This is a genomic window from Pseudomonas sp. TE3-3-F2023, from assembly GCF_036784815.1.
GTDB classification, from domain to species: domain Bacteria; phylum Pseudomonadota; class Gammaproteobacteria; order Pseudomonadales; family Pseudomonadaceae; genus Aquipseudomonas; species Aquipseudomonas pudica.
Window position 1 is genome coordinate 731,123 of the sequence record NZ_CP145113.1, and the last position, 26,283, is coordinate 757,405.

The 26,283-nt window shown below is 63.4% G+C and carries 25 protein-coding genes; 12 read left to right on the top strand and 13 right to left on the bottom strand.

Annotated features, from left to right (window positions below):
- Positions 1-37: 37 nt before the first annotated feature.
- Positions 38-769, top strand: a complete 732-nt coding sequence (locus V3314_RS03275) for a hypothetical protein (protein WP_046613700.1) — start codon at positions 38-40, stop codon at positions 767-769.
- Between the two features lie 129 nt (positions 770-898).
- Here the strand turns inward: V3314_RS03275 and V3314_RS03280 are convergent, their stop codons facing one another.
- A complete protein-coding gene (locus tag V3314_RS03280) occupies positions 899-1,756 on the bottom strand; it encodes an SDR family oxidoreductase (protein ID WP_046613701.1) in 858 nt (285 codons plus the stop codon).
- Between the two features lie 190 nt (positions 1,757-1,946).
- On the opposite strand from V3314_RS03280, the gene exbB reads away from it, so the two are divergent.
- The 6 genes from exbB (at position 1,947) to V3314_RS03310 (ending at position 8,651) form a co-directional block, all read left to right on the top strand.
- Positions 1,947-2,906 carry a tonB-system energizer ExbB gene (exbB, locus tag V3314_RS03285; protein ID WP_046613702.1) on the top strand — a complete coding sequence of 320 codons (960 nt, stop codon included), beginning with the start codon at positions 1,947-1,949 and terminating at the stop codon, positions 2,904-2,906.
- Between the two features lie 3 nt (positions 2,907-2,909).
- On the top strand, positions 2,910-3,338 hold the full coding sequence (gene exbD / locus V3314_RS03290) for a TonB system transport protein ExbD (protein WP_013974803.1): 429 nt from the start codon (positions 2,910-2,912) through the stop codon (positions 3,336-3,338).
- Entirely contained in the window at positions 3,335-4,066 is a 732-nt protein-coding gene (locus V3314_RS03295; protein WP_046613703.1) for an energy transducer TonB, read from the top strand. The genes exbD and V3314_RS03295 overlap by 4 nt, the downstream gene beginning before the upstream one ends.
- Positions 4,067-4,160: 94 nt before the next feature.
- Positions 4,161-5,087, top strand: coding sequence for a hydrogen peroxide-inducible genes activator (locus V3314_RS03300; RefSeq protein WP_013974805.1), 927 nt, complete (start codon positions 4,161-4,163; stop codon positions 5,085-5,087).
- 3 nt (positions 5,088-5,090) lie between these two features.
- Positions 5,091-7,169, top strand: a complete 2,079-nt coding sequence (gene recG / locus V3314_RS03305) for an ATP-dependent DNA helicase RecG (RefSeq protein WP_338459922.1) — start codon at positions 5,091-5,093, stop codon at positions 7,167-7,169.
- Between the two features lie 78 nt (positions 7,170-7,247).
- Positions 7,248-8,651, top strand: coding sequence for an aminoacyl-tRNA deacylase and HDOD domain-containing protein (locus tag V3314_RS03310; RefSeq protein WP_046613705.1), 1,404 nt, complete (start codon positions 7,248-7,250; stop codon positions 8,649-8,651).
- A 134-nt stretch (positions 8,652-8,785) separates the two neighbouring features.
- Here V3314_RS03310 and V3314_RS03315 read toward each other — a convergent pair whose 3' ends face one another.
- The 4 genes from V3314_RS03315 to V3314_RS03330 form a co-directional block, all read right to left on the bottom strand.
- Positions 8,786-9,160 (bottom strand): helicase, encoded by a 375-nt coding sequence (locus V3314_RS03315; protein WP_025341122.1) that lies wholly within the window; start codon positions 9,158-9,160, stop codon positions 8,786-8,788.
- A gap of 148 nt (positions 9,161-9,308) precedes the next feature.
- Entirely contained in the window at positions 9,309-9,608 is a 300-nt protein-coding gene (locus V3314_RS03320) for an HU family DNA-binding protein (RefSeq protein WP_013974808.1), read from the bottom strand.
- Between the two features lie 186 nt (positions 9,609-9,794).
- Entirely contained in the window at positions 9,795-10,943 is a 1,149-nt protein-coding gene (locus V3314_RS03325) for an FAD-dependent oxidoreductase (RefSeq protein ID WP_046613706.1), read from the bottom strand.
- Between the two features lie 16 nt (positions 10,944-10,959).
- Entirely contained in the window at positions 10,960-11,127 is a 168-nt protein-coding gene (locus V3314_RS03330; protein ID WP_003253349.1) for a rubredoxin, read from the bottom strand.
- A 229-nt stretch (positions 11,128-11,356) separates the two neighbouring features.
- Between V3314_RS03330 and V3314_RS03335 the strand changes: the two genes are divergently transcribed.
- Positions 11,357-11,914, top strand: a complete 558-nt coding sequence (locus V3314_RS03335) for a chorismate lyase (protein WP_046613707.1) — start codon at positions 11,357-11,359, stop codon at positions 11,912-11,914.
- Positions 11,914-12,804, top strand: a complete 891-nt coding sequence (gene ubiA / locus V3314_RS03340) for a 4-hydroxybenzoate octaprenyltransferase (RefSeq protein WP_015272345.1) — start codon at positions 11,914-11,916, stop codon at positions 12,802-12,804. Before V3314_RS03335 ends, ubiA begins: the two co-directional genes overlap by 1 nt.
- A 119-nt stretch (positions 12,805-12,923) precedes the next feature.
- Here ubiA and V3314_RS03345 read toward each other — a convergent pair whose 3' ends face one another.
- The gene (locus V3314_RS03345) at positions 12,924-13,295 is read right to left on the bottom strand and encodes a hypothetical protein (RefSeq protein WP_046613708.1); all 372 of its coding nucleotides are present in this window, start codon (positions 13,293-13,295) and stop codon (positions 12,924-12,926) included.
- A 172-nt stretch (positions 13,296-13,467) separates the two neighbouring features.
- Between V3314_RS03345 and phoB the strand changes: the two genes are divergently transcribed.
- The 3 genes from phoB to V3314_RS03360 all read left to right on the top strand — a co-directional run bounded on the left by phoB (position 13,468) and on the right by V3314_RS03360 (position 17,027).
- A complete protein-coding gene (phoB, locus tag V3314_RS03350) occupies positions 13,468-14,157 on the top strand; it encodes a phosphate regulon transcriptional regulator PhoB (protein WP_003253341.1) in 690 nt (229 codons plus the stop codon).
- Positions 14,158-14,205: 48 nt separating this feature from the next.
- On the top strand, positions 14,206-15,513 hold the full coding sequence (gene phoR, locus V3314_RS03355) for a phosphate regulon sensor histidine kinase PhoR (RefSeq protein ID WP_046613709.1): 1,308 nt from the start codon (positions 14,206-14,208) through the stop codon (positions 15,511-15,513).
- A 173-nt stretch (positions 15,514-15,686) separates the two neighbouring features.
- Entirely contained in the window at positions 15,687-17,027 is a 1,341-nt protein-coding gene (locus tag V3314_RS03360; protein WP_013974815.1) for a hemolysin family protein, read from the top strand.
- A 34-nt stretch (positions 17,028-17,061) separates the two neighbouring features.
- On the opposite strand, the gene V3314_RS03365 is transcribed toward V3314_RS03360, so the two are convergent.
- From V3314_RS03365 to V3314_RS03395, 7 genes are all read right to left on the bottom strand, one after another.
- Positions 17,062-17,958: a M23 family metallopeptidase gene (locus tag V3314_RS03365; RefSeq protein WP_338459923.1), complete on the bottom strand. Its 897-nt coding sequence runs from the start codon at positions 17,956-17,958 to the stop codon at positions 17,062-17,064.
- Between the two features lie 198 nt (positions 17,959-18,156).
- The gene (locus V3314_RS03370) at positions 18,157-19,053 is read right to left on the bottom strand and encodes a response regulator (RefSeq protein WP_085601095.1); all 897 of its coding nucleotides are present in this window, start codon (positions 19,051-19,053) and stop codon (positions 18,157-18,159) included.
- 164 nt (positions 19,054-19,217) lie between these two features.
- Complete coding sequence (gene phoU, locus V3314_RS03375) at positions 19,218-19,988, bottom strand: phosphate signaling complex protein PhoU (RefSeq protein ID WP_013974818.1); 771 nt, start codon at positions 19,986-19,988, stop codon at positions 19,218-19,220.
- Between the two features lie 63 nt (positions 19,989-20,051).
- Positions 20,052-20,885: a phosphate ABC transporter ATP-binding protein PstB gene (gene pstB / locus V3314_RS03380; protein ID WP_046613712.1), complete on the bottom strand. Its 834-nt coding sequence runs from the start codon at positions 20,883-20,885 to the stop codon at positions 20,052-20,054.
- A gap of 72 nt (positions 20,886-20,957) precedes the next feature.
- Positions 20,958-22,574: a phosphate ABC transporter permease PstA gene (gene pstA, locus V3314_RS03385; protein ID WP_153670637.1), complete on the bottom strand. Its 1,617-nt coding sequence runs from the start codon at positions 22,572-22,574 to the stop codon at positions 20,958-20,960.
- A 71-nt stretch (positions 22,575-22,645) separates the two neighbouring features.
- The gene (locus V3314_RS03390) at positions 22,646-24,934 is read right to left on the bottom strand and encodes an ABC transporter permease subunit (RefSeq protein WP_085601092.1); all 2,289 of its coding nucleotides are present in this window, start codon (positions 24,932-24,934) and stop codon (positions 22,646-22,648) included.
- A 138-nt stretch (positions 24,935-25,072) separates the two neighbouring features.
- Positions 25,073-26,071, bottom strand: a complete 999-nt coding sequence (locus V3314_RS03395) for a phosphate ABC transporter substrate-binding protein PstS (RefSeq protein ID WP_013974822.1) — start codon at positions 26,069-26,071, stop codon at positions 25,073-25,075.
- Positions 26,072-26,283: the final 212 nt, after the last annotated feature.

The following is a 26,283-nucleotide window of genomic DNA, read 5'->3' on the forward strand; positions in this document are numbered from 1 at the left end:
GCCCGTCACCTCCCCTTCTCTGCAAGGTTAACCCGTCATGCGTCAAGCACTGCCCATCGTGCTGGCTGCCCTGCTTCTGGGCGGCTGCGCCAGCCACAAACCCGAAGATTTCAACGGCACCTGGATCAACCAGGACGCCATCAATGCGGCCGTCAAGGGCGGCAGCCTGCGCCAGGCGCTCAATGAGCACGGGCCGGTGTTCGAGTGGAAGCTCGACGTTGCCAGCCAACAGGCCAGCTACAGCAATGGCTTCGAAGCGGCCGACGGCCAGCTGAGCGCCACCGACAAGCAATGGCAGGCCAACTTCCAGGGTGGCCAGACCGAACAGCTGTCGCTCGATGGCGACGAACTGCAGGCTGTCGATCAAAACGGCGGCAAGCAGACCTTCGTGCGCGCCAAAGCGGCGACGGCGGCGAATGCGCCGCTGGGCAGCAGCTTCGAGAAAGCCCTGTACCAGGCCTATCTGGGCGGCAACTGGAAGATCGTCGAAGGCCAGGGCAAAGGTGCCAGCGTGCGCTTCGGCGACACCGGCAACGTCACCGGCCTGCCGGGGCCGGACCGTTTCGCCCTGTGCCTGGCGGGTGATTGCGCGACCATGGGTGGCAGCAACGACAGCCTGTGGCTGGAGCGCAACCAGCGTGGCGCTCCGTTCATCCTCAAGCGCGATGGCGACAAGCTGGAGATTTTCCAGGCAGTGAACCGGGCGCAGCCGGATGAAATGCCGGTGCTGGCAGCCGGTAAGCGCCAGTGGGTGCTGGAGCTGGATTGATAGTTGCTGAATCGCGGCCAACCACACTGGCCTCTTCGCGGGTAAACCCGCTCCCACAGGTACACCGCCAGGCTTGAAACCAATGGTGCACCTGTGGGAGCAGGTTTGCCCGCGAAGAGCCCAGTAGACTCAGCACCCGCCTTTCAGGATCGCCGCATAGCCTTCCTTGTAACTCGGATACATTGGCGCCCAACCCAACGCCCGCGCTCGGGCATTGCTGCAGCGCTTGCTGCCGGTACGCCGCACTCGCTGCTCATCCGACCACTCGGTTACACCCATGTACGCCCGCAGCCAGGCCACCACATCGGCCAGCGGCGCCGGGTCGTCGTCGACACCGATGTAACAGTCCTCAAGCACCTTGCCGTCGGCATCTGCCTGCAACAGAAACGCCAACAGGCTTGCAGCATCCTCGGCATGGATGCGGTTGCCATACAGCGGTGGCTCCTCGGCCACGCGGTAGCCCTGGCGCACCTGACTGAGCAGCCACTCGCGTCCGGGACCATAGATGCCGGTCAGGCGCACCACGCTGGCCGGGATGCCGCTGGCCTGTGCCAACCGCTCTGCCTCCAGCATCAATCGCCCGGAATATCCTTCAGGCTCGGTGGCCGCGCCTTCCTCGATCCACTCGCCTTCCTTCTGTGCATACACGCTGCTGCTGGACACGAACAGCAGGCGCCGTGGGTGTTGGCCGCGCTCGGCCAGCCAGTCCAGCACATGGCGCAAACCGTCGACATAGGCTGCCTGGTAACCCGCCTCGTCGTGCTGGCTGGCCGCCACGCAGTACACCAGGTAGTCCGGCGCGCGCTGCGGCCAGGCATCAGGAATCGATGGTTCGGACAAGTCCGCCGCCACCGGCACGACTCCCGCTGGCAACTGCCCGACCGAGCGACGCAGGCCGCTCACCTGCCAGCCGCGCGCAAGCATCTGCCGGGCAAGGCGCCCGCCTACATCACCACATCCCACCACCATCACGGAATGGTCTGACATCTCTAAACTCCCTAGACCAATTGATCAGGCCGACCACGCTACACGATGGATGGCTAGACCATAGGCGAAAAAAGCAACAAGATTACTTTTGTTAACAAGAATTACTTGCAATAATGGCCGCCAAATTGTTCTCGGCCTACCTCGAGGCCTTGGAGAACGCTCACTTCATTCTTCATCAGGTCCGGCCAGCATGACACGTACTCAACCTTCCGCTTCGCCAACCCCGTCGCGCGCCTGGCGCGCCATCGCCGCGCTGACACTCAGCCTGGTGCTGGCCCCGGCGGCCATGGCCGATGAGCCAACCGCCAATGCTGCCACGCCTGCTGCCGCTACTGCACCAGCTGCACCGGCCGTTGCCCCAGCCGCAGCACCGGCTGCCGACGCAGTTGCTGCCCCGGTCGCAGCAGACCCGAGCGTCGAAGCCCTGGTTGAAGACACCTCGCTGGGCATGGCCCACGACCTGTCCCCATGGGGCATGTACAAGAACGCCGACGTGGTGGTGAAGGCGGTGATGATCGGCCTGGCCATCGCCTCCATCATCACCTGGACCATCTGGATTGCCAAAGGCTTCGAGCTGATGGGCGCCAAGCGTCGCCTGCGTGGTGAAATTGCCCTGCTGAAGAAATCCGCCAGCCTCAAGGAAGCCAGCGACGTTTCCAACAAGGAAGGCACCCTGGCTCACACCCTGGTCCACGACGCGCTCGAAGAGATGCGCCTGTCGGCCAATGCCCGCGAAAAAGAAGGCATCAAGGAGCGCGTCAGCTTCCGCCTGGAGCGCCTGGTACACGCTAGCGGCCGCACCATGAGCAGCGGCACCGGCGTACTCGCCACCATCGGCTCCACTGCACCATTCGTCGGCCTGTTCGGTACCGTGTGGGGCATCATGAACAGCTTCATCGGCATCGCCAAGACCCAGACCACCAACCTGGCCGTAGTTGCCCCAGGTATCGCCGAGGCCCTGCTGGCCACCGCCCTGGGCCTGGTCGCCGCAATCCCGGCCGTGGTCATCTACAACGTCTTCGCCCGCTCTATCGCCGGCTACAAGGCTCAGGTGTCCGACGCCTCCGCCCAGGTACTGCTGCTGGTCAGCCGTGACCTGGACCACCAAGGCAGCGAGCGTGTTGCCCCGCACATGGTGAAAGTGGGGTAAGCCATGGGCCTGCATCTCAACGAAGGTGGCGACGACCTCGCCGAAAACCACGAAATCAACGTTACGCCGTTCATCGACGTGATGCTGGTGCTGCTGATCATCTTCATGGTCGCAGCCCCGTTGGCCACGGTCGACATCAAGGTCGACCTGCCGGCCTCGACTGCCAAGCCGGCGCCGAGGCCCGAGAAACCGGTGTTCGTCAGCGTCAAGGCCGACCAGAAGCTGTACGTCGGCGACGATCAGGTCCCTGCCCCCGACCAGCTTGGCCCGATGCTCGATGCCAAGACCAAGGGCGACAAGGAAACAACCATCTTCTTCCAGGCTGACAAAGGCGTGGATTACGGTGACCTGATGGAAGTGATGAACAACATGCGCGCGGCCGGCTACCTGAAGGTCGGTCTGGTAGGTCTCGAGACGGCAGCCAAGAAATGACAAGAACGCGCTCTAACATGGCGCGCTACGGTGGCAGCCTGGCGATCGTGCTGGGCGTGCACGTGATCGCCGTGCTGCTGACGCTCAACTGGTCGGTGCCCCAAGCCATCGAACTGCCACCGGCAGCCATGATGGTCGAGCTGGCGCCTTTGCCGGAGCCTGCGCCACCACCGCCCCCTAAAGCGGCGCCGCAGCCACCGGCACCGGTCGAGGAACCGCCGCTGCCGAAGCTGGCCGAGGCACCCAAGCCCAAGATCGCCATTCCCAAGCCGCCCAAGCCGAAGGCCAAGCCACAGCCGCCCAAGCCCGAGAAAAAGCCTGAGCCGCCGAAGGAAGCACCGCCGACCGAACAAACGGTAGACGCACCGCCCAGCAACACGCCGCCGCAGAAGTCCGCGGCACCGGCGCCAAGCATTGCGTCCAACAGCAACGCCCTGCCGACCTGGCAGAGCGACCTGCTGCGTCACCTGGCCAAGTACAAGCGTTACCCTGAAGACGCGCGCCGTCGCGGCCTGCAGGGCATCAACCGCCTGCGCTTCGTGGTCGACGCCGAAGGCAAGGTGGTGTCGTACTCCATGGCCGGTGGCTCGGGTAGTGCCGCCCTGGACCGGGCGACCCTGGAAATGATCCGTCGGGCCGGCACGGTACCCAAGCCGCCACCCGAGTTGCTGAACAATGGCACGATCGAAGTCGTGGCACCGTTCGTCTACTCGCTGGACCGCCGCTGAGACTTTTGTTTCTGTCACAAATCGGCAAGTCTGATAACGTGCGTCTATCGATTGCAGCCGCTATGCTGGGCTCGCAACTTCATGGACGCACGTTATGACCCTCACAGAATTACGCTACATCGTCACACTCGCCCAGGAACAGCACTTCGGCCATGCCGCCGAACGCTGTCACGTGAGCCAGCCGACCCTGTCGGTCGGTGTGAAGAAGCTCGAGGATGAGCTTGGCGTGCTGATCTTCGAGCGCAGCAAGAGCGCGGTCCGCCTGACCCCGGTCGGCGAAAGCATCGTCGCCCAGGCGCAAAAGGTACTGGAGCAGGCCCAAGGCATTCGCGAGCTGGCTCAGGCCGGCAAGAACCAGCTGACTGCCCCGCTCAAGGTCGGTGCCATCTACACCGTCGGCCCGTACCTGTTCCCGCACCTGATCCCGCAGCTGCACCGCGTGGCGCCGCAAATGCCGCTGTACATCGAAGAGAACTTCACCCACGTACTGCGCGAAAAACTGCGCAACGGCGAACTGGACGCGGTGATCATAGCCCTGCCGTTCAACGAAGCCGACGTGCTCACCTTGCCGCTTTACGATGAACCGTTCTGCGCCCTGATGCCGGCCGACCACCCGTGGACCGCGAAAAAGACCATCGACACCGCCATGCTCAACGACAAGAGCCTGTTGCTGCTCGGTGAAGGCCATTGCTTCCGCGACCAGGTACTGGAAGCCTGCCCAACGCTGAACAAGGGCGGTGAAGGCTCCAAGCACACTACGGTGGAGTCCAGCTCGCTGGAAACCATCCGCCACATGGTCGCCTCGGGCCTGGGCGTGTCGATTTTGCCGCTGTCGGCGGTGCACAGCCACCACTATGCCCCCGGCGTCATCGAGGTCCGCCCACTGACTGCACCGGCACCATTCCGCACCGTGGCCATCGCCTGGCGCGCCAGCTTCCCGCGGCCGAAGGCCATCGAGATCCTCGCCGACTCGATCCGCCTGTGCTCGGTCGCCAAAGCCCCTGCGGAACAACCGGCCTGAGTCATGAGTGAGCTGTCGAAGGTCCCGGTCACGGTACTCAAGGGGGTAGGCGAGGCCATGGCGGAGAAACTCGCCAAGGTCGGCCTGGAGACCCTGCAGGACGTGCTGTTCCACCTGCCCCTGCGCTACCAGGACCGCACCCGCGTGGTGCCGATAGGCCAACTGCGCCCTGGCCAGGACGCGGTGATCGAGGGCGTGGTCAGCGGCGCCGACGTAACCATGGGCAAGCGCCGTAGCCTGGTGGTGCGCCTGGGTGACGGCAGTGGCGTGCTGAGCCTGCGCTTCTACCACTTCAGCAACGCGCAGAAGGAAGGCCTCAAGCGCGGTACCCATCTGCGCTGCTACGGCGAAGCCCGCCCCGGCGCTTCGGGCCTGGAAATCTACCACCCGGAATACCGTGCGCTGAACGGCGACGAGCCGCCGCCACCGGTCGAGCAGACCCTGACGCCGATCTACCCGTCCACCGAAGGCCTTACCCAGCAACGCCTGCGCCTGCTGTGCCAGCAGAGCCTGGGCCTGCTCGGCCCGCGCAGCCTGCCGGACTGGCTGCCCGAAGAGCTGGCCCGGGACTACCAGCTGGCGCCGCTGGACGATGCCATACGCTACCTGCACAACCCGCCGGCCGACGCCGACCTCGACGAGCTTGCCGAAGGCCAGCACTGGGCCCAGCACCGCCTGGCCTTCGAAGAACTGCTGACCCACCAGCTGTCGCAGCAACGCCTGCGCGAAAGCCTGCGCAGCCTGCGCGCGCCGGTGCTGCCCAAGGCCCAGCGCCTGCAGGCGCAGTACCTGGCCAATCTGGGCTTCCAGCCGACCGGCGCGCAGCAGCGGGTGGCCAACGAAATTGCCTACGACCTCAGCCAGCACGAGCCGATGATGCGCCTGGTGCAGGGCGACGTGGGTGCCGGCAAGACCGTGGTCGCCGCCCTGGCTGCGCTGCAGGCGCTGGAAGCCGGCTACCAGGTGGCCTTGATGGCACCCACCGAGATCCTCGCCGAACAGCACTACATCACCTTCAAGCGCTGGCTCGAACCGTTGGGCATCGAAGTGGCCTGGCTGACCGGCAAGCTCAAGGGCAAGGCCCGGGCAGGCGCCTTGGAGCAGATCGCCAACGGTGCGCCAATGGTAGTCGGCACCCACGCGCTGTTTCAGGAGGAGGTGAAGTTCAAGCACCTGGCTCTGGCGATCATCGATGAACAGCACCGTTTTGGCGTGCAGCAACGCCTGGCCCTGCGCAAGAAGGGCGTGGCCGGGGAATTATGCCCGCACCAGCTGATCATGACCGCCACGCCAATTCCTCGAACCCTGGCCATGAGCGCCTACGCCGACCTGGACACCTCGGTGCTCGACGAGCTGCCACCCGGGCGTACCCCGGTGAACACCGTGCTGGTGGCCGACAGCCGTCGCTTCGAAGTGGTCGAGCGGGTACGCGCCGCCTGCGCCGAAGGGCGCCAGGCCTATTGGGTGTGCACCCTGATCGAAGAATCCGAAGAGCTGACCTGCCAAGCCGCCGAAAGCACCTACGAGGAGCTGGGCAGTGCCCTGGGTGAGCTGCGGGTGGGGTTGATCCACGGGCGCATGAAACCGGCGGAAAAGGCCGAGATCATGGCCGAATTCAAGGCTGGCAACCTGCAGTTGCTGGTCGCCACCACGGTCATCGAGGTGGGCGTGGATGTGCCCAACGCCAGTCTGATGATCATCGAGAACCCCGAGCGCCTGGGCCTGGCCCAGTTGCACCAGCTGCGCGGCCGCGTTGGCCGTGGCAGCGCCGTCAGCCATTGCGTGCTGCTGTACCATCCGCCACTGTCGCAGATTGGCCGCGAGCGGCTAGGGATCATGCGGGAAACCAACGACGGCTTCATCATCGCCGAGAAAGACCTGGAACTGCGTGGCCCGGGCGAGATGCTCGGCACCCGCCAGACCGGCCTGTTGCAGTTCAAGGTCGCCGACCTGATGCGCGACGCCGACCTGCTGCCGGCCGTGCGCGATGCCGCCCAGGCCCTGATGGCTCGCTGGCCGGAGCACGTCAGCCCACTGCTCGATCGCTGGCTGCGCCATGGCCAGCAATATGGCCAAGTGTGACGCTAGTCCCATAATGGATCCAGTTCTGCGCCCAGGCTGGTTATACTTCGCGTTTAAAAGAATCAGTGGATACGGACCATGACTGAAGTTGCCCTGGACACCGCAACCCCACACGCTCCCTCGGTCATCCGGCTGCTGCTCGACAAACTCGGCGTGGCCTACCGCGAGGTGGTCGAACATCCGCAGCTGCCGGCATCGTCGCGGGTACAGGCCGTGCTGCTCGACGACGAGGTCGGCGCCCTGATGGTGCTGTTCCCGCAGAGCCAGCTGCTGGACCTCAACCGCCTGGCCGAACTGACCGGGCGCAAGCTCACCGCGGTTTCGGTGCCACGCCTGAAGCAGATGCTGGACAAACACCAGCTCAAGGCCCTGCCAGGCATCCCGGCGCTGACCAGCTCGCCGTGCCAGTACGAAAAGAGCCTGCTCGACGCTGAAACCGTGTTTATCCAGTCTGGCGAAGCCGGTCTGCTGCTGGAAATCGAGCGCGCGCACTTCAAGCGCATGCTGGCCAAGGCCAGCGCCAGCAGCTTCGGCCAGGAATTGGAGGCCATCAGCCCCAACCTCGACCGCCCCGATGATGACACCCGTGAAATCACCAACGCCGTCCAGGCCTTCACTGCACGGCGCATCCAGAAGCGCCTGGAAGAAACAATCGAAATCCCACCGCTGGCCGATACCGCGCAAAAGATCATCAAGCTGCGGGTAGACCCCAACGCCAGCATCGACGATATCACCGGCGTGGTCGAAACCGACCCGGCGCTGGCAGCACAGGTGGTGAGCTGGGCGGCATCGCCCTACTACGCCTCACCTGGCAAGATCCGCTCGGTGGAAGATGCCATCGTGCGTGTGCTGGGCTTCGACCTGGTGATCAATCTGGCCCTGGGTCTGGCGCTTGGCAAGACCCTGAGTCTGCCGAAAGACCACCCGCAACAGGCCACGCCGTACTGGCAGCAGTCGATCTACACCGCCGCGATCATCGAAGGCCTGACCCGCGCCATGCCACGGGCCGAGCGCCCCGAGGCCGGCCTGACCTACCTGGCCGGGCTGCTGCACAACTTTGGCTACCTGCTGTTGGCGCATGTTTTCCCGCCGCACTTCTCGCTGATCTGCCGCCACCTGGAGGTCAACCCGCACCTGTGTCACACCTACGTGGAGCAACACCTGCTGGGCATCAGCCGCGAGCAGATCGGTGCCTGGCTGATGAAGCTGTGGGACATGCCGGAAGAACTATCCACCGCGCTGCGCTTCCAGCACGACCCGGCCTATGAAGGCGAGTTTTCAGCGTTCCCCAACCTGGTGTGCCTGGCTACCCGCCTGCTGCGCTCGCGGGGGATTGGCTCGGGGCCGCAGCAAGAGATTCCAGACGAATTGCTGGAGCGGCTGGGGATTACCCGGGACAAGGCCGAGGATGTAGTGAACAAGGTGCTCGAGGCAGAGAGCCTGCTGCGTGAGCTGGCTTCGCAGTTCCACGCACCGCACTGATATCAAAAGGGGCCGCTTTGCGGCCCAATCGCCGGCAAGCCGGCTCCCACAGGTTCGACACTGGCCTGAGGGCAGTGCTATCTCTGTGGAAACTGGCTTGCCGGCGATTGGGCTGCAAAGCAGCCCCTACAATTTCAGCCCTTCTTCTTCGGCTTCAGGTACTTCATCAACCCCTGGAACCACATCACCAGCGCCGGGTTGCCCTTGATCTGGATGTGCTTGTCCTGAATCCCCTGCATGAACGCCAACTGCTTGTTACCTGCCTGCATGGTGGCGAAGCCATAGGCGGCATCCTTGAAGGCAATGGCGAACGCCGGCTGCGGGTGCGCGCCGCCCTTGCTGCTGACGCGTTCGTTGTTGACGATGAAGTGCCGGGCGACCTTGCCGTCCAGGGTCTGCATCTGGAACACCAGGTCCTTGCCCTTGAGCTGCTGCTGGAACGCCGGGTTGTTTCGGCTGGCCCTGGCCATCAACAGCCCCATGGCCCAGAGAAGAAAGCGGAACTTCATCAACGCGCCTCGAATTAAAAGTGACTAAGGCGCGCAGTCTATCCTTTTCCGGAACTATTTATGCAAGTTCGAAACATTTTGCCTGCAGAAAGCACAACGGGCGCCCTGGGGCGCCCGCTTGGCTGACACTGGGGTTGTCAGGGAGCGATCACTTGCCTTTCTTGGCCGGCTTGACGGGGGCGTTGACGCTGTCGCGCAGGTTCTTGCCTGGCTTGAAGGCCACGGTATTACTGGCCTTGATCTTGACCGGTTCACCGGTTTGCGGGTTCTTGCCGGTACGCGCACCGCGATGACGTTTTTCGAAAGTGCCGAAACCGACCAGGGTCACGGTGTCCTTGTCCAGGGCACCCGTGATGCTGTCGAGAATCGCGTTCAAAACCTGATTGGCCTTTTCCTTGGTCAGATCGGCCTTTTCGGCGATGACGGCGGCGAGTTCTGGTTTGCGCATAGTGAAGCCTCTTTGACGGAATTCTTGTTGTTATGCCGTGCTGCCCTGGGAGCAGCGCTCAAGGCACCGCAGGCTCTAATCTGCGGCAGACGGAAGTGAGGATGGCACGTGCACAGGGGCCGCGCCAGTATCTGGGCGGCCATTGTGCAAGCAACAACAGGATAAATCCGACAGAACACCAGCTATTTACGCCATCACGGCCGGCAGCTGGCGATTCAGGGCCAGCTTTTCCATCACGGCCGCCCCGGTGAGGGCGTAGCCCAGCAGCTTGCCCTCTGCATCAATGCAGAGCACTTTGAGGTCACTGCCCTGCCCCTCTACCTGCCAGGTGCCTTCATGAACCTGGGGCGGCGGCGAGACCACCAGCGGGCAGGCCGGGGTTTTCACGGTGATCGGCATCGGCCCGTAGGCGACCGTTGTCGGCTTGCCGGCCAGGGTTTGCGCCAGGGCTCGGGCACAGCTCATCAGCGGCATCACATAGAGCAGGTTGATGCCATCGACTTCGGCACAGTCGCCAAGGGCAAAGATGTTGGCGTGGGACGTGCGCAACTGGCGGTCGACGCAAACGCCGCGGTTGGTCTGCAGGCCGGCAGCGGCGGCCAGGTCGGTGCGCGGGCGCAGGCCGATGGCCGAAACCACCAGGTCGCAGGCGATCACGCTGCCGTCGGACAGGTGCGCCTCCAGGCCCTGGGCCACCTGCTGCAGGCGGGTCAGTACCAGGCCGAGGTGAAAGCGCACGCCCAGGCCTTCCAGCCCGGCCTGCACGGCAGTGGCAGCGGCCGGGTGCAGCAGAGTCGGCATGACTTGCTCGCACGGCGCTACCACATCGACCTGGAAGCCGCCCAAGCTCATGTCGTTGGCGAATTCGCAGCCAATCAGGCCGGCACCGAGGATCAGCACGCGCTGTTTGCCGACGGCGGCGGCACGGAAGCGCGCGTAGTCTTCCAGGTCGTTGATCGGGAACACTCGATCGCCACCATCACCTTCGATCGGCACCTGCACGGTCTGCGCGCCCCAGGCCAGCACCAGGTCGCGGTACTCCACCGCCTCCTCGCCAATCCACAGGCGCTTGTGGCCCGGGTCGATGCCGCTGATGCGGGTATGGGTGCGAATCTCGGCATTCAGTTGCTCGGCCATGGCACCCGGCTCGGCCATGCACAGGCCGTCGGCATCCTTCTGCTTGGCAAAGCCGGTGGACAGCATGGGCTTGGAGTAGGAACGACCGTCATCAGCGGTGATCAGCAGCAGCGGCGTCTGCGCATCGAGCTTGCGAAATTCACGGGCCAGGTTGTAGCCCGCAAGGCCAGTACCGATGATTACCACAGGGGACGTCATGTCGTGCTTTCCTCGATTAGCCGATGGAGATCATTTCAAAGTCGCTCTTGCCCACGCCACAATCGGGGCACAGCCAGTCTTCAGGCACATCTTCCCAGCGGGTGCCGGGGGCGATGCCGTCGTCGGGCCAGCCTTCGGCTTCGTCGTAGATCAGGCCACAGACAATACATTGCCACTTTTTCATGGGGGTGGGTTTCCTCGGTTCAGGCTGGAGCGTTGTTGCTGCTGATGGCCTCTTCGCGGGCATGCCCGCTCCCACAGGAATTGTGCATAACCTATAGGAGCGGGCGCGCCCGCGAAGAAGCCAGCGCGCAATTCGTGGGGGCTTTGTAGCGGCCCTGCCAGCAGTATGCAAGCAGTCGGGGCAATCATGCTAAGCTCGCCGCCTCTCTGGTTGTAACAAGCAGACCGACGTGTCGTACGAATCCCCGCAAGCAGCCGCTGTCGCGTGGCTGCCGTATTCACGGCTGGCGACCGATATCGACCAGCCTACCCTTGACTGGCTGTTCGACGAGGGCTCGCTGACCCGTCGCCTGACCCGCCTGTCCAATGATCATTTCTCCGTCACCCCGCTGTTCGAGGGCTGGCAGCCGCTGCGCGATGACGAATGCCAGGCACTGGGCATCGCCGCCGGCGCCGAGGGTTGGGTGCGTGAGGTGTACCTGCGCGGCCATGGCCAACCCTGGGTTTTCGCCCGCAGCGTCGCCAGCCGCAGCGCCCTGGAGCGCGGCGGGCTGGACCTGGAAACCCTGGGCAGCCGCTCGCTGGGCGAGCTGCTTTTCTGCGACCAGGCGTTCATCCGCCACCCCATCGAGGTGTGCAGTTATCCACACGCCTGGCTCCCGAGCGATGCCGCCCATGCGGCGCTGTGGGGCCGCCGTTCGCGCTTCGAACGTGGCGGCCTGGACCTGCTGGTGGCAGAGGTGTTCCTGCCAGCATTGTGGCAAGCGGCCAAGGAGGAAAACCGCTGATGTACCTGCAACTGCTCAAGTCGCTCAACCGCCTGCACCCGCGGGCCTGGGACTTCGTCCAGCTCAGCCGCATGGACCGGCCGATTGGAATCTACCTGCTGCTGTGGCCGACCTTGTCGGCGGTGTGGATTGCCGGCAACGGTTCACCAACCCTGGCCAACGTGCTGATCTTCGGCCTCGGTGTGGTGCTGATGCGCGCCGCAGGTTGCTGCATCAATGACTTTGCCGACCGCAAGGTGGACGGCCACGTCAAACGCACCGCCGACCGCCCCCTGGCCAGCGGCCGGGTCCGCCCGCGCGAAGCACTGGCGCTGTTCGCCATCCTGGTCGGAGTGAGCTTCCTGCTGGTGCTGTGTACCAACAGCCGCACGGTTTGGCTGTCGTTCGGTGCGGTGGCACTGGCGTTCTGCTACCCGTTCATGAAGCGCTACACCTATTACCCCCAGGTGGTGCTGGGGGCGGCGTATTCCTGGGGCATTCCCATGGCCTTCACCGCAGCGGGTGGCGAGCTGCCGGCCAGCGCCTGGCTGCTGTATATCGCCAACCTGCTGTGGACGGTGGGCTACGACACCTACTACGCCATGGTTGACCGTGATGACGACCTGAAGATAGGCGTGAAGTCGACCGCTATCCTGTTCGGCGACGCCGACCGCACCATCATCCTGACCCTGCAGCTGCTGTCGCTGGGCTGCCTGTTGCTGGCCGGCAGCCGCTTCGAGCTGGGTGGCTGGTTCCATCTGGGGCTGCTGGGCGCGGCGGCGTGCTTTGCCTGGGAATACTGGTCAACGCGCAAGCTGGACCGGGAGTCGTGCTTCAAGGCGTTTCTGCACAACCACTGGGCGGGGATGCTGGTGTTCATTGGTGTGGTGCTGGATTACGCATTGCGTTAAGGCTGATTGCCCTATCGCCGGCAAGCCAGCTTCCACAGGTACAGCGCTGTCTCTACAGCCTGCACATAACCTGTGGGAGCTGGCTTGCCGGCGATAGGCCGCAAAGCGGCCCCGGGACTTCAAGGCTTGGCAACGTGCCAGACATCCTTCAAACCATCACCGGTCTTGTCCCCGGCCTTCTTGTCCTTGATGAAGGTGTACAGCGGCTTGCCGTCATAGGCCCACTGCTTGCTGCCATCATCGCGCATCACCACTGTCCACTTGTCCTTGGCCGGTTCGTCATTAGCCTTGACCATCAGCGGCGGCCAGTTGGTGGCGCATTCGCCATTGCACATCGACTTGCCGCCCGCATCCTTGTCGAAGGTGTACAAGGTCATGCCGGCATGATCGACCAACATGCCGCCCTTCTCCATCGCATGGTCGGCCAAGGCCACCCCCGGGAGCGCCAGCGCAGTGAAAAGGGCCATCCAGCTCAGCGTTTGTCGTGTCATTGGATTCACCATTGTTTCGGGGGGTTTGAGTTCTGACTGCCACAACTACGGCCCTTTCAAGCCTAGTTCAGTCATGGAATGTCGCCAGAATGGCCAACACCCTGTCACACAGCTGCAATAATTCCGTTATCTAATGCGGGCCAAGACACCGTATCCAGGAGAGGTTTTGAGCATGGTTGGCAGGAACATTCTGATCGTCGACGACGAAGCACCGATTCGCGAGATGATCGCCGTTGCCCTGGAAATGGCCGGCTATGACTGCCTGGAAGCGGAAAACTCCCAACAGGCCCACGCGATCATCGTCGACCGCAAACCGGACCTGATCCTGCTCGACTGGATGCTGCCGGGCACCTCTGGCATCGAGTTGGCCCGCCGCCTCAAGCGCGACGAGTTGACCGGCGACATCCCGATCATCATGCTCACCGCCAAGGGTGAAGAGGACAACAAGATCCAAGGGCTGGAAGTGGGTGCCGACGACTACATCACCAAGCCGTTCTCGCCGCGTGAACTGGTCGCCCGCTTGAAAGCCGTTCTGCGCCGCACCGGCCCAAGCGATAGCGAGGCACCGATCGAAGTCGGCGGCCTGCTGCTCGACCCGATCAGCCACCGCGTGACCATCGACGGCAAGCCAGCCGAGATGGGCCCTACCGAGTACCGCCTGCTGCAGTTCTTCATGACCCACCAGGAGCGCGCCTACACCCGTGGCCAGCTGCTGGACCAGGTGTGGGGCGGTAACGTCTATGTCGAAGAGCGCACCGTCGACGTACACATCCGCCGCCTGCGCAAGGCGCTGGGTGAAGCCTACGAAAATCTGGTACAAACCGTCCGGGGCACCGGCTACCGCTTCTCGACCAAGAGCTGATCGAGCTGAAAAGCGCCAAGCTGCACGTCGTTGTACAAGGACCGTCAATTGAACCAGAACTGGCACGCGACCCTGATTCGCCACCTGCTGCTGCTGATAACCGTCTGCCTGATCGGCGGGCTGGTCAGCGGCTACTATGGCTGGAGCCTGGCCATCGGCCTGGCGCTCTACCTGGGCTGGACCCTCAAGCAACTGCTGCGCCTGCATGACTGGCTGCGCAACCACCAACCCGACGAAGCACCGCCCGATGGCTACGGCCTGTGGGGCGAGGTGTTCGACAGCATCTACCACCTGCAACGCCGCGACCAGCGCGTGCGCGGCCGCCTGCAGGCGGTGATCGACCGGGTGCAGGAGTCTACCGCCGCGCTGCGTGACGCGGTGATCATGCTGGACAGCGACGGCAACCTGGAATGGTGGAACCGCGCCGCCGAAACCCTCTTGGGCTTCAAGACCCCACAGGACGGCGGCCAGCAGGTGACCAACCTGGTGCGCCACCCGCGCTTCAAGGAATATTTCGAGGCAGGGAACTACCTTGAGCCGCTGGAAATCCCCTCGCCGATCAACGACCGCATGCGCGTACAGCTGCACATCACCCGCTACGGCAACAACGAGCACCTGATGCTGGTGCGCGATGTGACACGCATCCACCAGCTGGAGCAGATGCGCAAGGACTTCGTCGCCAACGTATCCCACGAGCTGCGCACACCACTGACGGTGATCACCGGGTATCTGGAAACCTTGCTGGACAACGTCGAAGACGTGAACCCGCGCTGGAGCCGAGCCCTGCAGCAGATGAGCCAGCAAGGTTCGCGCATGCAGACGCTGCTAAACGACCTGCTGCTGCTGGCCAAGCTGGAGGCCACCGACTACCCGTCGGACAACCAGCCAGTGGCGGTCGATGCCTTGCTCGCCGCGATCAAGAACGACGCCCAGGCGCTGTCCGGGCCCCGTAACCAGCGCATCACCCTGGAAGCCGCGCCCGGCGTACAGCTGAAAGGCAGCGAGTCGGAACTGCGCAGTGCTTTTTCCAACCTGGTGTTCAACGCGGTCAAGTACACCCAGGACGAAGGCAGCATCCGTATTCGCTGGTGGGCCGATGCTCAGGGCGCGCACCTGTCGGTGCAGGACTCGGGGGTGGGCATCGATGCCAAGCACCTGCCACGCCTGACCGAGCGCTTCTACCGGGTCGACTCCAGCCGTGCCTCGAATACCGGCGGCACCGGGCTGGGGCTGGCGATCGTCAAACATGTGCTTATGCGCCACCGCGGCAAGCTGGAGATCAGCAGCGTGCCGGGGCATGGCAGTACCTTTACCTGTCACTTCGCGCCGGCACAATTGGCTAACGGCAAGGCTTGAGATCGGGGCTGCTGCGCAGCCCTTCGCGGGCACGCCCGCTCCCACAAGGACCGCAATAAGTCCGCCACCCTTTGCTTTTACGGCCCCAGCCGCTACATTGGACCCCCTGTGCCAGCAAGAGCTGGCACTTTTTTTCTCTCTATCTCGAAGACGGACCCCGTAAAAACTCCATCATGGACCCTTCCCCTGGTATCAGCCTCACCTCGTTATTCGCCGATTTCGGCATGATCATCTTTGCCTTGCTTCTTGTGCTGCTCAACGGCTTCTTTGTTGCCGCCGAGTTCGCCATGGTCAAGCTGCGCGCCACCCGCGTCGAGTCCATCGCCGAGCTGCATGGCTGGCGTGGCAGCATCCTGCGCAAGGTACACAACCAGCTCGACGCCTACCTGTCGGCCTGCCAGCTGGGCATCACCCTAGCCTCGCTGGGCCTGGGCTGGGTCGGTGAACCGGCGTTCGCCCACCTGCTCGAGCCGCTGCTGGCCTACCTGGGCGTGGACACGCCCGAGCTGATCAAGGCCATCTCGTTCTTCGTCGCCTTCTTCGTCATCTCGTACCTGCATATCGTGGTCGGCGAGCTGGCGCCCAAGTCCTGGGCCATCCGCAAGCCCGAACTGCTGTCGCTGTGGACCGCCGTGCCGCTGTACCTGTTCTACTGGGTGATGTACCCGGCCATCTACCTGCTCAATGCCAGCGCCAACACCATCCTGCGCATTGCCGGCCAGGGCGAGCCCGGCCCACACCACGAGCACCACTACAGCCGTGAAGAGCTCAAGCTGATCCTGCACTCCAGCCGTGGCCAGGACCCGAGCGACCAAGGCATGCGCGTGCTGGCCTCGGCCGTGGAAATGGGCGAGTTGGAGGTTGTCGACTGGGCCAACTCGCGCGAGGACATGGTCAGCATCGATGCCCATGCGCCGTTGAAGCAGATCCTGGCCCTGGTGCGCCGTCACAAATTCAGCCGCTACCCGGTATACGACGCCGAGCGTGAGGAGTTCACCGGCCTGCTGCACATCAAGGACCTGCTGCTGGAGCTGGCCGAACTCGAGCACCTGCCCGAAACCATCGACCTCGACGACCTGGCCCGGCCACTGGAGCGCGTGTCGCGGCACATGCCGCTGGCGCAGTTGCTGGAGCAGTTCCGCAAGGGCGGTGCGCACTTCGTACTGGTGGAGGAAGCCGATGGCAAGGTGATTGGCTACCTGACCATGGAAGACGTGCTGGAAGTGCTGGTAGGCGACATCCAGGACGAACACCGCAAGACCGAGCGCGGCATCCTTGCCTACCAGCCGGGCAAGCTGCTGGTGCGCGGCGACACGCCGCTGTTCAAGGTCGAGCGCCTGCTGGGCGTCGACCTAGACCATATCGAGGCGGAAACCCTCGCCGGGCTGGTCTACGAGACCCTCAAGCGCGTGCCTGAAGAAGAGGAAGTGCTCGAGGTCGAAGGTCTGCGCATCATCATCAAGAAGATGAAAGGGCCGAAGATCGTGCTGGCCAAGGTACTCAAGCTGGATTGAGGATCCATGGGGCTGCTTTGCAGCCCCGGCAACCTCAAGGGTTACCCGCAGTGAAATCAGGCAACCCACTGATCGGTCTGTCGAACCGATAAGGTATCGACTCCAGCGCCAACCCCACGTTGCGCTGTACCACGAAATGCAGGTGCGGCCCGCTGCTGTTGCCGGTATTGCCCGACTTGGCCAGCATCTGCCCCTGCCGCACCCGTTGCCCCTCCGCCACCACCACCGAACCGCGCATCAGGTGCAGGTATACGCCCATGGTGCCGTCCGGGTGCAGGATCCTGACGAAATTGCCCGACGGGTTGGGGCCGCGCCCGCTCTGGCTGTTCTCCGTCTTCACCACCACCCCTTCCCGCGCCGCAACGATTGTGGTGCCTTCGGGCATGGCGATATCCATGGCATAACGCCCTTTGGGCCCAAAATGGCTGATCCGGCCATTGGGGCCCTGGGTCACGCGGAACGGCCCGCCGATCCAGGGGAATGCATAGCGGAAGCCTTGAGGCCGCTTGCCCGGGTCGCCCATGGCCTGCAGCAGGGTCGAGCGGTAGTTCAGCAGCATCCCGGGCCGCCCCCTGAGCACGCTTAGCATTTGCGTGGTGCGCGGCGGCAGTACCCGGCGCACGGTACGCGGGGCATTGCCACCTTGAGCGTTCACCAGGTTGTCCAGGCGCAGTTCCACCTCCACCGGCACATGCATCTGGTTGCGGGCCGAAAAGCTCACGCCGCCGTTGAAGGTTATCGCGTTCAGCAGCACCTGGCCTTCGGGCACCTCGACCATGGGCACGCGCCGCACAAAGGTTTTGGCACCGGGGCCGGGCCGATCGGAATAGGAGGTCACACGGCCGTCATCGGTGATCTCGTAGATGGTCATGCCCAGGCTCGACGCCGAGGCCATGAGCAATGCACAGAACAGCAGCAGGCGGGCGGGCATGATAGTGGCTTTTTGACAGTTATGATTTGTCGAAGCCTAGCAGGGGGTTTTGTGGCGGGTATGACAGTTGGTCGGATGGCGTCAACAGGACTGGCCCCATCGCCGGCAAGCCATCTCCCACAGGAAATGCACAAGGCCAAAGGTTGACGCTGTACCTGTGAGAGCTGGCTTGCCGACGCTGGGGCCAGTAGTCATTACTCAGGCGCCCGGGGTGAAATGCTTCTGCGCCGTCCCGCGGGCAATCAGCCGCGACAGGTAGTCGAGCTTCTGGGCATCCTGGTCGACGAACTTGAAGGTCAGTTGCAACCAGTCACTGTCGGGTTTGGGTTCCAGTGCCGCTACGGCATGCAGGTAGCCGTTCAGCCGCGCGACTTCGGCGTTCTCGCCCTGCTCCAGGTCCAGCACCGCGCCTTCCAGCACCTGGGGCAGCGCTTCGCCACGGCGCACCACCAGCAAGGCCTCTTTCAAGCTCAGCGCCTTGATCACGCACGGCTGCATGCCGCCGGCCAGCCGCAACTGGCCCTGGCCACGGCCGGTCGGCGCTGGAGCGGCGGGCCGGGGGGCACTGGCCACTGGCCTGGCGGGTGCAGGCGCCGGCGCTGGAGCCGTGACTTTCACCGCTTCAGGCTTGCCGGCTGTCAGCGCATTCAGCGAGTCATTGGCGAACGCCGAGTTGACCCGTGCCGGGCCGCTGGCCATCAGGCTGTCGAGCTTGCCGATCTTGGTCAGGGCCTTTTTCACCTTGGTCAGCAATTGCTCGTTGGTGAACGGCTTGCCGACAAAATCGGAAACGCCCGCCTGAATCGCCTGGATGACGTTTTCCTTGTCGCCTCGGCTGGTCACCATGATGAACTGCAGGCTCTTCAACTCCGGCTGCTGGCGGCACCAGGTGAGCAGCTCCAGACCGGACATTTCCGGCATTTCCCAGTCGCACAGGACCAGGTCGAACGCTTCCTTGCCCAGCATGGCCATGGCCTTGCGACCGTTGACGGCGTCGTCGATGGTCATGCCCGGGAAGGCATTGCGCAGGCATTTGCGGACCAGGTCACGGATAAACGGGGCGTCATCCACGACCAGCACATTCACTTTACTCATCGATACTCCTTCTGAATCCCGACTAGCCTACCGCCGAATAATGGCCACTTGCTACAACCTGGTCACGCCGGGACTTCTTCACATCGTTCGCGGGTGCCTGCCGGCTCCTCGACCGCAAACGAAAACGCCCGGCCAAGGCCGGGCGTCGATGCTCGGGAGCAACCTTACTTATCGTCAGGTTCGGCCGGAACATTAGCGTTTTCGCCGTCGGAAACAGCAGTGCCCTGCACTTCTGCCGTCATGCGCTTGAGGCCCATGTGACGCACGTCTGTGCCGCGCACCAGGTAGATCACCAGCTCGGAGATGTTGCGCGCATGGTCGCCGATACGCTCCAGTGAACGCAGCACCCAGATCACGCTCAGTACCCGCGAGATCGAGCGCGGGTCTTCCATCATGTAGGTCACCAGCTCACGCAGGGCGGTCTTGTATTCACGGTCGATGGTCTTGTCGTACTGGGCCACCGACAGCGCCAGGTCGGCGTCGAAGCGGGCAAAGGCGTCCAAAGCGTCGCGGACCATGTTGCGCACCTGATCGCCGATGTGACGCACCTCGACATAGCCGCGCGGCGACTCGCCTTCCTCGCACAGCTGGATGGCGCGACGGGCGATCTTGGTCGACTCGTCACCGATACGCTCCAGGTCGATCACCGACTTGGAGATGCTGATGATCAGGCGCAGGTCGGAGGCCGCCGGCTGACGGCGGGCGAGGATGCGCAGGCACTCCTCGTCGATGTTGCGCTCCATCTGGTTGATCTGCTCGTCGACTTCGCGCACTTGCTGGGCCAGGCCCGAGTCGGCTTCGATCAGCGCAGTGACTGCGTCGTTGACCTGCTTTTCGACCAGGCCGCCCATGGCCAGCAGGTGGCTACGCACCTCTTCGAGCTCGGCGTTGAACTGCTGGGAAATGTGATGCGTAAGGCTTTCTTTGTTGATCATCGTTCGCTCCGCGAAGAAGCTGCAAGCTTCAAGTAGTTCGTGTCGTGCCCTGGCTGGCCAGGCTTAGCCGTAGCGACCGGTGATGTAGTCTTCGGTCTGTTTCTTCGCCGGGTTGGTGAACAGGGTGTCGGTATCCCCGAATTCGACCAGTTTGCCCATGTACATGAATGCGGTGTAGTCCGAAACACGGGCCGCCTGCTGCATGTTGTGGGTCACGATGACGATGGTGTACTTGGATTTCAGTTCGTAGATCAGTTCCTCGACTTTCAGGGTCGAGATCGGGTCCAGTGCCGAGCACGGCTCGTCGAGCAGCAGCACTTCCGGCTCCACGGCGATGGTGCGGGCAATGACCAGACGCTGCTGCTGGCCACCGGACAGGCCCAGTGCCGAGTCGTGCAGGCGGTCCTTGACCTCGTCCCACAGGGCCGCGCCCTTCAGCGCCCACTCGACCGCTTCGTCCAGCACGCGCTTCTTGTTGATGCCTTGGATGCGCAGGCCGTATACCACGTTTTCGTAAATGGTCTTGGGGAACGGGTTGGGCTTCTGGAACACCATGCCCACACGGCGGCGCAGCTCGGCCACATCCTCGCCCTTGCGGTAGATATTGTTGCCGTACAGGTTGATGGCGCCCTCCACGCGGCAGCCGTCAACCAGGTCGTTCATGCGGTTGAAGGTGCGCAGCAGGGTCGACTTGCCGCAGCCGGACGGTCCGATGAAGGCGGTCACACGCTGCTTGGGGATGTTCATCTGCACATCGAACAGCGCTTGTTTGTCGCCGTAGAACAGGCTCAGGCCCGGCACTTCGATGGCTACGGTTTCTTCGGCCAGGCGCAGGCTCTGCTTGTCGCGGCCCAGGGCAGACATGTCGATGCCGTGGGCATGGGATTCTTGCTGCATGGTCAACTCCATACGCTAACAATTCGTTTCAAAGGGCCACCCGGCTCACGGGCGGCACGCTTGCAATCAGGATCAACTGTCGAGAGCCTTGTACTTCTCGCGCAAGTGGTTGCGGATCCACACGGCCGAGAGATTGAGGGCCGCGATCACCAGCACCAGCAGCAACGCGGTGGCGTATACCAACGGCCGCGCGGCTTCGACGTTGGGGCTCTGGAAGCCGACGTCATAGATGTGGAAGCCCAGGTGCATGATCTTCTGGTCCAGGTGCAGGTACGGGTAGTTCCCGTCCACCGGCAGCGACGGGGCCAGCTTCACCACACCTACCAGCATCAGCGGTGCCACTTCACCGGCAGCGCGGGCCACGGCGAGGATCATGCCGGTCATCATCGCCGGGCTGGCCATCGGCAGAACGATTTTCCACAGGGTTTCGGCCTTGGTCGCGCCCAGGGCCAGCGAGCCTTCGCGCACGGTACGCGGGATACGCGCCAGGCCTTCCTCGGTTGCCACGATCACCACCGGCACGGCCAGCAGCGCCAGGGTCAGCGATGCCCACAGCAGGCCAGGAGTCCCCAGGGTTGGAGCCGGCAGCGCTTCAGGGAAGAACAGGCGGTCGATCGAGCCACCCAGCACATAGACGAAGAAGCCCAGGCCGAACACGCCGTAGACGATCGCCGGTACACCGGCCAGGTTGTTCACCGCGATGCGGATCAGGCGGGTCACCGGGCCCTGTCTGGCGTATTCGCGCAGGTACACGGCAGCCAGTACACCGAACGGGGTGACGATAACAGCCATGATCAGAGTCATCATCACGGTACCGAAGATGGCCGGGAAGATACCGCCCTCGGTGTTGGCTTCACGCGGATCGTCGCTTAGGAACTCCCAGACCTTGGTGAAGTAGGTACCCAGCTTGGTGAACCCCGACATGGCGTTCGGCTGGATGGCGTGCACCACCTTGCTGAGGTTGATTTCCACTTCACGGCCGTTGCCATCGCGGGCCACCAGGCTGTCGCGGGCGAAGGCCTGGTGCAGGCCGGTCAGGCGGTCTTCAATGGCCTTGTAGCGGCTGTTCAGCTCGGCGCGTTCGGCGTCCATGTCAGCCTGAGCGGCGGCGTCCAGCTTGCCGTCCAGTTCCAGCTTGCGCGCCTGCAGGCGCAGGCGCTCGAGGCCATGGTTGATAGCACCGATGTCTTTCTTTTCGAGGCTTTGCAGCTCACTGTTGAGCTGGTTGGCACGCTTGAGGCGGGCCTGCAGTTCGGTCCAGGCGGCAGCACCTTCGGCGACCACGCGGCCTTCTTCCTTGACGCTGACGAGGTAGCCGTAGAAGTTGCCCCACTCGCGGCGCTCCAGGGCGATCAGGTCGGTCGGGTGCTTTTCGTCGACCAGCCAGTCGCCGACCACCCAGGTGAAGTCGCTGCCGTTGAGGTCGCGGTTGCCCACCTTGATCAGCTCACGGGTCATGAACTCCGGGCCTTGATCAGGCACTGGCAGGCCGGCGCCCTTCAGGCGGGCACGAGGTACTTCTTCCTTTTGCACCACTTCGCCAATGACGACGTGGTCGGCCTGGCCCGGCACCTTGTAGGTGGCCTGGACAAGATCGGCCGGCCAGAAGTGGCCCAGGCCGCGCACGGCAATTACCGCCAGCAGGCCAACGGTCATGATCACTGCCATGGCCACCGCGCCGCCGCTCATCCAGACGCCTGGGGCGCCGCTCTTGAACCAGCCTTTGAGGGAATCCTTTTTCACGGATCTCTACCTTTCTATCAAAGCGACGAGTATTTCTTGCGCAGACGCTGGCGAATCAGCTCGGCCAAGGTGTTCATGATGAAGGTGAACATCAGCAGCACCAGCGCGGCCAGGAACAGCACGCGATAGTGGCTGCCGCCGACTTCCGATTCCGGCATTTCCACGGCCACGTTGGCGGCCAGGGTGCGCATGCCCTCGAACAGGTTCAACTCCATCACCGGGGTGTTGCCGGTGGCCATAAGCACGATCATGGTCTCGCCCACCGCACGGCCCATGCCGATCATCAGCGCCGAGAAGATACCCGGGCTGGCGGTGAGGATGACCACGCGGGTCAGGGTCTGCCAGGGCGTCGCCCCCAAGGCCAGGGAACCCAAGGTAAGGCTGCGCGGTACGCTGAACACGGCGTCTTCGGCGATGGAGTAGATGTTCGGGATGACCGCGAAGCCCATGGCGATACCCACGACCAGGGCGTTGCGCTGGTCGTAGGTTATCCCCAGGTCATTGGTGATCCACAGGCGCATGTCGCCGCCGAAGAACCAGCTTTCGAGGTGCGGGCTCATGGTCAGGGCGAACCAGCCGGTGAACAGGATGACCGGGATCAGGATCGCCGCCTCCCAGCCATCCGGGATACGCAGGCGAATCGACTCGGGCAGGCGGGTCCAGGCGAAGCCGGCCAGCAGGATACCGAGCGGCATCAGCAGGAACAGGCTGAACACGCCCGGCAGGTGGCCTTCCAGGTACGGGGCGAGGAACAGACCGGCGAAGAAGCCGAGGATCACCGTCGGCATCGCTTCCATCAGTTCGATCACCGGCTTGACCTTGCGGCGCATGCCCGGGGCCATGAAATAGGCGGTGTAGATGGCCGCGGCAATCGCCAGCGGGGCCGCCAGGATCATGGCGTAGAACGCGGCCTTCAGGGTACCGAAGGTCAGCGGCGACAGGCTCAGCTTGGGCTCGAAGTCGGTGTTCGATGCGGTCGATTGCCAGACGTATTTCGGCTCGTCGTAGTTCTCGTACCACACCTTGCCCCACAGCGCGCTGAAGGAAATTTCCGGGTGCGGGTTGCGCAGGCTCAGCGGCAGCAGCTTGCCGCCTTCTTCGATGATGATTCGGTTGGCACGTGGCGACAGGGCCAGGATGCCAGGGCCTTCGGCGGCCGGTTCGACCAGCAAGGTACGGTGTGCGGTGCTGTGGAACACGCCCAGCTCGCCTGCGGCGTCGAGGGCGACGAAGCCCTTGCGGCGCTCTTCGGCGTCAATCTGCACGACCGCTGCCTTGCCCATCTGGAAGGTGCGGATCAGCTTGAAGCGCGATTCGCCATCCGGGTCACGGGCCATGAACCACTGGGCCAGGCCGCCCTTGGAATCGCCGATGATCAGCGAGATGCCGCCGACCAACTGGGCAGTGGCGGTAATTTCGGTGTCGGCGCTATCAGAAAGCTTGTAGCGGCCGTTCAGGCTCTTGTCGCGCAGGTTGAACACGTCCGCGGTGGCGCGACCGTTGATCACGTACAGCCAATGCTGACGAGGGTCGATGAAGATGTTCTTCACCGTTTCGGTCATCTGCGGAAGTTCGATGCGGTTCTGCTCGGTGGTGACCTCTTCGGTCATCATGTTTTCGGTGCGGGTCAGCTCGACCACCTGCAGATGCGCGCCGGTGGAACCGGCCATCAGCAGGGTGTCGCCATTGACGTTGACGCTGACATGTTCCAGGGCACGCCCCTGCTCGTCGAGCACGAACGGCTGCTCGCCGTACGGGTAGTCGATGCCGGGGGCGATGGTTTTCTTGTTGTCCGGGTAGGTGATCTTGTAAGTGTGGTGGAACACCAGCGCCTGGCCATTGGACAAGCCCAGCACCACCAGTGGACTGCCCGGCTGGTCGGCACTGATCGAAGTGACCTGGGTGCCTGCCGGCAGTGGCAGGTCGACACGCTTTAGCTCGTTACCAGTCTTGGTATCGAAGAACAGTGCCTGGCCCTTGTCCGAAACGCGCATGCCCACCAGGTTCTGCTCTTCAAGCGCGATCATCAGCGGCTTGCCGGCATCCTGTTGCAGCCAGGTCGGCTCCAGGGCTTTCTTGCTGGTCAGCTCGGCGCCCTGGAACAGCGGCAGCACCACATAAGCCAGATAGAAGAAGATCAGGGTGATCGCCGCCAATACGGCAAGCCCGCCCACCAGTACATACCAGCGGGTCAGGCGGTCCTTGAGCGCGCGCATGCGGCGCTTGCGTTGCAACTCCGGCGTATTGAAATCAATCCGCACGGGCTGGGAGTTTTGGGTCATGTTGGAGTTGGCCAGATCATTCATGCGCACACCCTAGCGGTCCCGTGTGACAAAAACATTACAAAGTGATGACGCACGAAAGCCCGCCGCACAGGAAACCTGGCTTCGGACTGGAAATTCGTGGAGGAGGCCGGGCATCAGCACCGGCCTCCCCTCAGTTACTTACTTTTTTGCAACGTTACCTGCGTGGGACAGACCCAGGTCAGCCAGCGTCTTGTCGACGACTTTGGCCGGCAGCGGGATGTAGCCATCCTTCACCACGACCTGCTGGCCGGCTTGCGACAGCACCAGCTTGACGAACTCGGCTTCCAGCGGGGCCAGAGGCTTGTTCGGGGCCTTGTTGACGTAAACGTACAGGAAGCGCGACAGCGGGTAGGTGCCGTTCAGGGCGTTGGCTTCGTTGTCTTCAACGAACTCGCCACCTTCCTTCTTGGCCAGGGCAACGGTCTTGACGCTGGCGGTCTTGTAACCTATGCCCGAGTAACCGATGCCGTTCAGCGAGGAGCTGATCGACTGCACGACCGAAGCCGAGCCAGGTTGTTCGTTGACGTTAGGCTTGAAGTCGCCTTTGCACAGGGCTTCTTCCTTGAAGTAGCCGTAGGTGCCGGATACCGAGTTCCGGCCGAACAACTGTACTGGCTTGTTGGCCAGGTCGCCGGTCACGCCCAGGTCACCCCAGGTCTTGACGTCGGCCTTGCCACCGCACAGGCGGGTGGAAGAGAAGATGGCGTCGACCTGGGCCATGGTCAGGCCTTTGATCGGGTTGTCTTTGTGCACGAACACAGCCAGGGCGTCTACGGCGACCGGGATGGCGGTCGGTTTGTAGCCGTACTTCTGCTCGAAGGCCTGCAGCTCGACGTCCTTCATCTTGCGGCTCATCGGGCCGAGGTTGGCGGTGCCTTCGGTCAGCGCGGGTGGCGCGGTGGAGGAGCCGGCAGCCTGGATCTGGATGTTTACGTTCGGATATTCCTTCTTGTAGGCCTCGGCCCACAGAGTCATCAGGTTGGCGAGGGTGTCCGAACCGACGCTGGAGAGGTTGCCCGAAACACCGGTGGTCTTGGTGTAGGTCGGGATCGCAGGATCGACAGCGGCTACCGCGTTGGCGGTTGCAACGCCAGCGGCGGCAAAGGTGAGGGCCGCCATCAAACGCTTCAGTTTCATGCCTTGCTCCTAGCAGGAATATTGGGGTGTTGGATGGAACGGGCCCAAGTATCTGCAGGCCGCATGAATACGATATGACTCGAATATGACAATTGGATGAAAGGCCATCATCAAAAGCAGGTCTGGCCTCTTCGCGGTTAAAGCCGCTCCAACGGGTGCGGCATTGCCTTGGAACCGATGCGATTCCTGTGTGAGCGGCTTTAGCCGCGAAG

Coding starts and splice junctions, on each gene's coding strand:
- exbB (WP_046613702.1), top strand. CDS start 1,947: ATGACACGTACTCAACCTTCCGCTTCGCCAACCCCGTCGCGCGCCTGG.
- V3314_RS03325 (WP_046613706.1), bottom strand. CDS start 10,943: ATGACGTCCCCTGTGGTAATCATCGGTACTGGCCTTGCGGGCTACAAC.
- exbD (WP_013974803.1), top strand. CDS start 2,910: ATGGGCCTGCATCTCAACGAAGGTGGCGACGACCTCGCCGAAAACCAC.
- V3314_RS03315 (WP_025341122.1), bottom strand. CDS start 9,160: ATGAAGTTCCGCTTTCTTCTCTGGGCCATGGGGCTGTTGATGGCCAGG.
- V3314_RS03365 (WP_338459923.1), bottom strand. CDS start 17,958: ATGCCCGCCCGCCTGCTGCTGTTCTGTGCATTGCTCATGGCCTCGGCG.
- V3314_RS03280 (WP_046613701.1), bottom strand. CDS start 1,756: ATGTCAGACCATTCCGTGATGGTGGTGGGATGTGGTGATGTAGGCGGG.
- phoU (WP_013974818.1), bottom strand. CDS start 19,988: ATGATCAACAAAGAAAGCCTTACGCATCACATTTCCCAGCAGTTCAAC.
- V3314_RS03295 (WP_046613703.1), top strand. CDS start 3,335: ATGACAAGAACGCGCTCTAACATGGCGCGCTACGGTGGCAGCCTGGCG.
- V3314_RS03395 (WP_013974822.1), bottom strand. CDS start 26,071: ATGAAACTGAAGCGTTTGATGGCGGCCCTCACCTTTGCCGCCGCTGGC.
- phoB (WP_003253341.1), top strand. CDS start 13,468: ATGGTTGGCAGGAACATTCTGATCGTCGACGACGAAGCACCGATTCGC.
- recG (WP_338459922.1), top strand. CDS start 5,091: ATGAGTGAGCTGTCGAAGGTCCCGGTCACGGTACTCAAGGGGGTAGGC.
- V3314_RS03275 (WP_046613700.1), top strand. CDS start 38: ATGCGTCAAGCACTGCCCATCGTGCTGGCTGCCCTGCTTCTGGGCGGC.
- ubiA (WP_015272345.1), top strand. CDS start 11,914: ATGTACCTGCAACTGCTCAAGTCGCTCAACCGCCTGCACCCGCGGGCC.
- V3314_RS03390 (WP_085601092.1), bottom strand. CDS start 24,934: ATGAATGATCTGGCCAACTCCAACATGACCCAAAACTCCCAGCCCGTG.
- V3314_RS03345 (WP_046613708.1), bottom strand. CDS start 13,295: ATGACACGACAAACGCTGAGCTGGATGGCCCTTTTCACTGCGCTGGCG.
- pstB (WP_046613712.1), bottom strand. CDS start 20,885: ATGCAGCAAGAATCCCATGCCCACGGCATCGACATGTCTGCCCTGGGC.
- V3314_RS03370 (WP_085601095.1), bottom strand. CDS start 19,053: ATGAGTAAAGTGAATGTGCTGGTCGTGGATGACGCCCCGTTTATCCGT.
- pstA (WP_153670637.1), bottom strand. CDS start 22,574: ATGAGCGGCGGCGCGGTGGCCATGGCAGTGATCATGACCGTTGGCCTG.
- V3314_RS03360 (WP_013974815.1), top strand. CDS start 15,687: ATGGACCCTTCCCCTGGTATCAGCCTCACCTCGTTATTCGCCGATTTC.
- V3314_RS03300 (WP_013974805.1), top strand. CDS start 4,161: ATGACCCTCACAGAATTACGCTACATCGTCACACTCGCCCAGGAACAG.
- V3314_RS03310 (WP_046613705.1), top strand. CDS start 7,248: ATGACTGAAGTTGCCCTGGACACCGCAACCCCACACGCTCCCTCGGTC.
- V3314_RS03330 (WP_003253349.1), bottom strand. CDS start 11,127: ATGAAAAAGTGGCAATGTATTGTCTGTGGCCTGATCTACGACGAAGCC.
- V3314_RS03320 (WP_013974808.1), bottom strand. CDS start 9,608: ATGCGCAAACCAGAACTCGCCGCCGTCATCGCCGAAAAGGCCGATCTG.